The organism is Flavobacterium fluvii, assembly GCF_900129545.1.
Taxonomy (GTDB): Bacteria; Bacteroidota; Bacteroidia; order Flavobacteriales; family Flavobacteriaceae; genus Flavobacterium; species Flavobacterium fluvii.
Window position 1 is genome coordinate 176,367 of the sequence record NZ_FQWB01000008.1, and the last position, 6,272, is coordinate 182,638.

5 protein-coding genes are annotated in these 6,272 nt (G+C 35.2%); 1 reads left to right on the forward strand and 4 read right to left on the reverse strand.

The window, feature by feature from the left end; genetic code table 11:
* Positions 1–198 precede the first annotated feature (198 nt).
* Together BUC16_RS15695 and recG are read right to left on the reverse strand one after the other, a co-directional pair.
* Entirely contained in the window at positions 199–1,290 is a 1,092-nt protein-coding gene (locus tag BUC16_RS15695) for a fatty acid desaturase family protein (RefSeq protein WP_073371752.1), read from the reverse strand.
* A 71-nt stretch (positions 1,291–1,361) separates the two neighbouring features.
* Positions 1,362–3,497 (reverse strand): ATP-dependent DNA helicase RecG, encoded by a 2,136-nt coding sequence (recG, locus tag BUC16_RS15700; RefSeq protein ID WP_073371753.1) that lies wholly within the window; start codon positions 3,495–3,497, stop codon positions 1,362–1,364.
* A gap of 214 nt (positions 3,498–3,711) precedes the next feature.
* On the opposite strand from recG, the gene BUC16_RS15705 reads away from it, so the two are divergent.
* Positions 3,712–4,917 (forward strand): sensor histidine kinase, encoded by a 1,206-nt coding sequence (locus BUC16_RS15705; protein ID WP_073371754.1) that lies wholly within the window; start codon positions 3,712–3,714, stop codon positions 4,915–4,917.
* Between the two features lie 80 nt (positions 4,918–4,997).
* On the opposite strand, the gene BUC16_RS15710 is transcribed toward BUC16_RS15705, so the two are convergent.
* A complete protein-coding gene (locus tag BUC16_RS15710; protein WP_073371755.1) occupies positions 4,998–5,519 on the reverse strand; it encodes a porin family protein in 522 nt (173 codons plus the stop codon).
* 368 nt (positions 5,520–5,887) lie between these two features.
* The coding region (locus BUC16_RS15715; RefSeq protein WP_211517993.1) for a hypothetical protein at positions 5,888–6,272 on the reverse strand (385 nt) is incomplete at its 5' end.

Below are 6,272 nucleotides of genomic sequence, written 5' to 3' on the forward strand. Positions count from 1 at the left end.
AAAGTGAGATTAGACTCCTTAATATTTTTGTTAGAAGACAAATTTAATGTTTAGAATTTTGAATGAAGAGCGTTTTGTTGAATATTTAACAATTTAAATTCGAATTTTAATATTCCAAAAAACGTACACTTTTTAGACCGAGAATAAATGAAATGGTTTAAAACCAAATGAAAAAAAACTTAAAGGTTTGAATATAAATCACATCGTTTCTTCAAAAAAACTTTGTGGCTCGATGGCATTTCTTTTTATCAGTTGATAATGAAGTTGAATGCCTTTCAGTAGGGAGTAACTTTTATAAGGATATTGATGCTCTTTGGCAAAATCTTTAATAATTTCCGTGAGTTGATCGGCATAAATAGAGCTTATGTTCGGAAATAAATGGTGTGCCAAATGATAATTGAAATTATTCATTAGATGTTTTGTTATGAAATTTTGACCACTGACATCATTTACCGTATTAAATTGGTGTCGTATCCAAGAGGTTTGAAGTTTAGAATTGCTGTCAGGAATGGGAAATTCATTGCCCACATTGGCATGTGTTGGAAGTAATATCACCATTCCAAACAAACTCCCAATAATCATTTGGGTCAAAAATCCCAATAAGGCTTGGGCAACACCAACTTTGAAAACTAAAATCGGAATAATCAAGATGAAAGAAATAAACAACGATTTGAAGAACCATAATTTAAAATGCTCTATTAAAGGAATTTTGATCACTTTTTTAATGTATCTACCAGAGATGTAAAAATCCTTGAAATCCCTTAGTAATACCCAGTTTATAAAGAAAAAAGGATAAAGGAAAAAAGCCCAATAATGTTGGTATTTTTGAATCGTTGAATGTTTGTCTGACGGGAAGAGTTTTATGGGGCCACCTTGCTCAATATCGGTATCCCAGCCAATGATGTTTGGATAATTGTGATGCATTCTGATGTGCCTGTTGATCCAAATAAAACTATTGGCACCAATACAATCGAAAAAATAGATTACGACTTTATTTTTCCATTTCTGTTTGAACAGGGTTTGATGGCAAGCTTCGTGAATAAGGTTTGCAAAAATCAAAGTGGTCGCTATTCCAATCAAACCATAAAATACATAATAAAGCAGCGGTATAGACCTATACTGCATTGCGGCTAACCAAAAAAGAAAATAGAAAAAAGGAAGTAAAAAAACTTTAATTTGGTTTTGATAATCTTTATTGTCGGTATTCAATCGTTCTTTGATACTTTCTTTTAACAGAATAAAATTCCGATCTTCTTCGGCACATTTTGTAAAAGTTGGTTTTTCAAACATCTGAATAAATGTTTAAAGTTTACACTAGTAAAATTACAAAATAAAATCAAAAAAAAAATAATTCGATTGGTTTAACTGATGTAATTCCAGATGTTTTTCTTCTTGGTCAATTCGATGTAAGTCGCTCTTAAGATTGTATTTTCAGGTTTTTGTATGGGTGCATCATCCTTTAAAATTTTCAAGGCATAATTGCGTGCCAATTGCAAAATATCCCTGTCGCGAACAATATCGGCAATCTGTAAATTGAGGACGCCACTTTGTTGGGTTCCCATCAAATCTCCAGGACCACGAAGTTTGAGATCGACTTCGGCAATTTCGAAACCGTCATTGGTTCCTGTCATTGTTTCCATTCGGGTTTTACTGTCGGCGCTCAGTTTGTGGCTCGTCATCAGGATGCAATAACTTTGTTCCGCGCCACGTCCCACACGACCCCGAAGCTGATGCAGTTGCGACAATCCAAAACGTTCGGCACTTTCGATAATCATTACACTGGCGTTGGGAATGTTCACGCCTACTTCAATCACGGTTGTGGCAACCATAATATTGGTTTTTCCTTCGGCAAAGCGTTTCATTTCGGCATCCTTGTCGGCGGGTTTCATTTTTCCGTGAAGGATGGAAATGGCATATTGCGGCAATGGAAAATCCCGGGAAATGCTTTCATAACCGTCCATCAAATCCTTGAAATCCATGGTTTTCGATTCTTCAATTAGCGGATAGACGATATAAATTTGTCTGCCAATGGCAATTTCGTCCCGAATGAATTTCCAGACTTTCAAGCGATTGCTGTCAAATCTATGTACGGTCTGGATGGGTTTTCGTCCCGGCGGCAATTCGTCAATAACTGAAATATCCAAGTCACCATACAAACTCATTGCCAAAGTTCGTGGAATGGGTGTGGCGGTCATCACCAAAATGTGTGGCGGAATTTGTTCCCCTCCAATGGAGGGGTTAGGGGTGGATTTCTTCCACAATTTCGAACGTTGTTCCACTCCAAAACGATGCTGTTCGTCAATCACGGCCAAGCCCAAGTTTTGAAATTTTACTTTGTCTTCCAATAAGGCGTGCGTGCCAATCAGGATGTGCAAACTACCGTTTTCGAGCTCTTCGTGGATGATTTTTCGAGTTGCAGTTTTGGTTGAACCTGTCAGTATTTTTATGTTGATATTCAATTCTTTGGCCAATTCTGTTAAGCCGTTAAAATGTTGGTTTGCCAAGATTTCAGTTGGTGCCATCAAGCAAGATTGAAAGCCGTTGTCCAATGCAATGAGCATACTCATCAAGGCCACGATTGTTTTCCCGGAACCCACGTCACCTTGCAACAATCGGTTCATTTGGGCGTTGCTTCCCATATCGATTCGGATTTCCTTGATGACTCTTTTTTGGGCATTGGTCAATTCAAAAGGCAGGTGGTTTTTATAAAAATCATTGAAATATTCTCCCACTTTCGTGAACGGATGTCCTTTGATTTTATGCTTCCGAATCAGGTTTTTGGTAATTAATTGCAATTGGATATAGAACAATTCCTCGAATTTCAATCGGAATTGTGCTTTCGCCAAGGCTTCGGCACTTTTTGGAAAATGGATGTTGAACAAAGCCGCATTTTTCGGAATCAGGTTTAATTCGGAAATCAAATAATCGGGCAGTGTTTCAGAGAATTTGGCTTGCGTTTCCAAGAACAATTGCTGCATCATTTTATTGATGACACGGTTGGAAATCCCTCGATTTGCCAAGGTTTCCGTCGATGGATAAACGGGTTGCATTGCCGAGCGCAGACTTTGTTCGTGTTCCGTCATCAACTCGATTTCGGGATGCGCCATATTGAAAGTGTTTCCGAAAGAAGTGCATTTCCCGAAAATCACGCACATTTCATTCAATTTCAAACTCTCCCGAATCCATTTGTGGCCTTGAAACCAAACGAGTTCCATTTGACCCGTATCGTCCACGAATGTAGCTACCAATCGTTTCTGGTTTTTGCCAAATTCAACGGTTTTGACGTTGATGATTTTACCGATGATTTGGACTTCGGCAACATTGTTTTGTAACTCGTTAATTTTGTAATAACGGGTTCTGTCGATGTATCGATTGGGGAAAAAATTGAGCAAATGTCCGTACTTGTGAATTCCCAATTCCTTGCGAAGCAAAGTGCCTCGGTTGGGACCAACACCTTTGAGGTATTCGATTGAAGTTTCCAGTAGGTTTTGCTGCATACAGTTTATTGGACACGGATAAAACGGATTTGCTTAAGCAAAAACGCAGATTAAAAACGAATTTTTATTTGTTGAAGCGAAGATAGTTTTTTGTTTGGAAATTAGAAAATGAGATAATTAATTAAGAGAAATTTAAAATTAGCTTGAAAGGGTAAGAAGTGAGGTTTAGGTCTGAAAAAAAAGTTAGTTTTGCTTAATAAAATTGAATTAAAGCATGATTAAACCTGAAAAGCATAAGCACGAAGAAGAAAGACTAAAATCGTTGGAATCGTATTGTATTTTGGATACTCTTCCTGAAGCAGATTTTGATAATTTGGCGATATTGGCCGCCGAAATCTGTGATACTCCAATTTCACTTGTTACTTTTATAGATGAAAAAAGGCAATGGTATAAGTCCCGTGTAGGAATAGAGGCTTATGAAATAGACAGGGATTATACTTTTTGTGGACATGCCATAAATTTGTCCAATGATATTTTTATTGTTCCAGATAGCAGGGAGGATGAACGTTTTTTCGATAATCCAGCCGTTACGGGAGAACTAAAAGTTGTTTTTTATGCAGGTGTTCCTTTAGTAACTGAAAAAGGTTTGCCAATCGGAACCTTATGTGTAGTGGACCAAAAGCCAAGAGAATTAACCCAGAACCAGATTAAGTCTTTAAAAGCGCTTTCGGATCAAACGATGAAGTTGTTGGAGTTGCGATTGAATAAAATTGAGTTGGAAAAAACACTGGGTAAATTGGAAGGCAAGAATGTTGAGTTGGAAAAATTTGCCCATATAGCGGCGCATGATTTGAAATCTCCTTTGGCCAATATATCGGGACTTACGGAGTTTTTTGTTGAAAATTATGGAATTGACATTGATGCTGATGGACAAGAGATTCTAAATTTGATTAAAACTTCTTCAGCCAAGTTAAGAGAGATGATTGACGGTTTACTGGAGTACAGTAAATCGGATCAAAATTTGAAAAATAGTAGAACGGAAGTAAATCTTCAGGTTTTAAAAGAGGAACTTTCAAATCTCTTTACGTTCAAAAATAATTGTTTGATTTCGGTACAATCAAATGTGAGTTCGATACTAACCAATAAAACGGCTATTGAACAAATATTGATTAATTTGGTTGCCAATGCCATAAAATACAATGACAAAGAAATTGTAGAAGTTCAAATTGAAGTGATTGAGGAAGAAGCTTTTTATAGCGTTTCGGTCAAGGATAATGGGATTGGTATTTCAAAAGAGCATTTTGATAGAATTTTTCAAATATTTGAAGTATTATCAACGAAAGACCGATTTGGGGAAAATGGAAATGGAATAGGATTGGCAACGGTAAAGAAAATAGTTGAAACTTTAAAAGGAACTATTGCTGTTGAATCCGAAATTGGAAAAGGGTCAAAGTTTATGTTTACGATAAGCAGATTCTAAAACAACTGTCATAAAAAAAACTCCGAATTCAGAAGATTTCGGAGTTTTTTTTGGATTATTCAAATTGAATTTGTTTTCGATCAAAATCTGAAACTGGCACCTACTTGAATCACTTGACTTTTAGAATCTCTACCTTCAATTAATTCATTTAAACTGGTAATGTAACGTGCGTCAATAGATAGTCTAAACGGTAAATTAATGGACATTCCAAAGTCCCAAGAAGTATCCACTGAATTGAAATCAAAGTTGTCTGCATTATCACTTACCAAAAAACCAAATTGAGGCCCGGTTTCAAAACTTAAAAGTTTCAATACATATACTCTGGCAACAATAGGAAGATGAATATAGTTTAAATCAACGGTCGATAAATCGGTGTCAAAACCTTGTTTGGAGAATTGTAGTTCTGGTTGAATGTATAGAAAATCTTTTACGATTCCGAATTGCCTGTATACACCGCCATAATATCCAGTTTGACTTTTGGCATCGCTATTGGACAAGGTAGAAAAATTGGCTCCGGCACGAATACCCCAACTTTGCGCATTTGCTGAATTTGCAATCAAAGAAAGGAAGATTACGAAAAATAATGTCTTTAATGCTTTCATTTTGTGTGATTTAAGTTAGGAATTTTTTTATAATCAATATCAAAAATAATAATTTAATATTGAAAAATATGATAATTGACGGGATATTATGTTAAAAACAGAATATCTTCGCATAAAAAACACCTTAAAATGAAAACCCATCTCGCATTGCTTCGTGGGATAATTTAAACAAGTAATGATAATTTAAAAATATGTAACAAATTTACAATTAGCACTTTATTTATTTTTAACAAATTAAAAATCACTCAATATTTCTGTAAATAAGCTAATATAAGACATTGACCTCATTCTATAAGTATAAAACATTGAAGCCTTTTACCAAATAGTCAAAGGTTGTATTGAATTTGATTTACATCTCTACTCGATTCTTATTCTTCATTATTTATCAACTTCAGAAATTCAGGAGTTAAAGTAGTTGTTCTTGAATAACATGAAGAAACAACCTTGGTTTTGATATATCCGACTTCAACTAGATTGGATATTGTTTTAAGTATAATTTTTCTGGTCGTTCCAAGTTCTTTTGCTATATCTCCAGCTCTTAGATTGAATAAAGCAATAGGAGGGTAGTCTAGTATAAGCATTAGGACTAATTTTTCAGTACTCCCAATAGTTTTAAGTTTTAATAGTTTTGAGTTCATTTTCTGTTTTTTTAATCTTGTGTAAATCGTCAGCAAAAAGTGGACTGATTTAGACAAAAAATAAGAGAGTGTTTTCAAAATCCTTAAATTTGAAATAAGTATGAAAACACCAAGA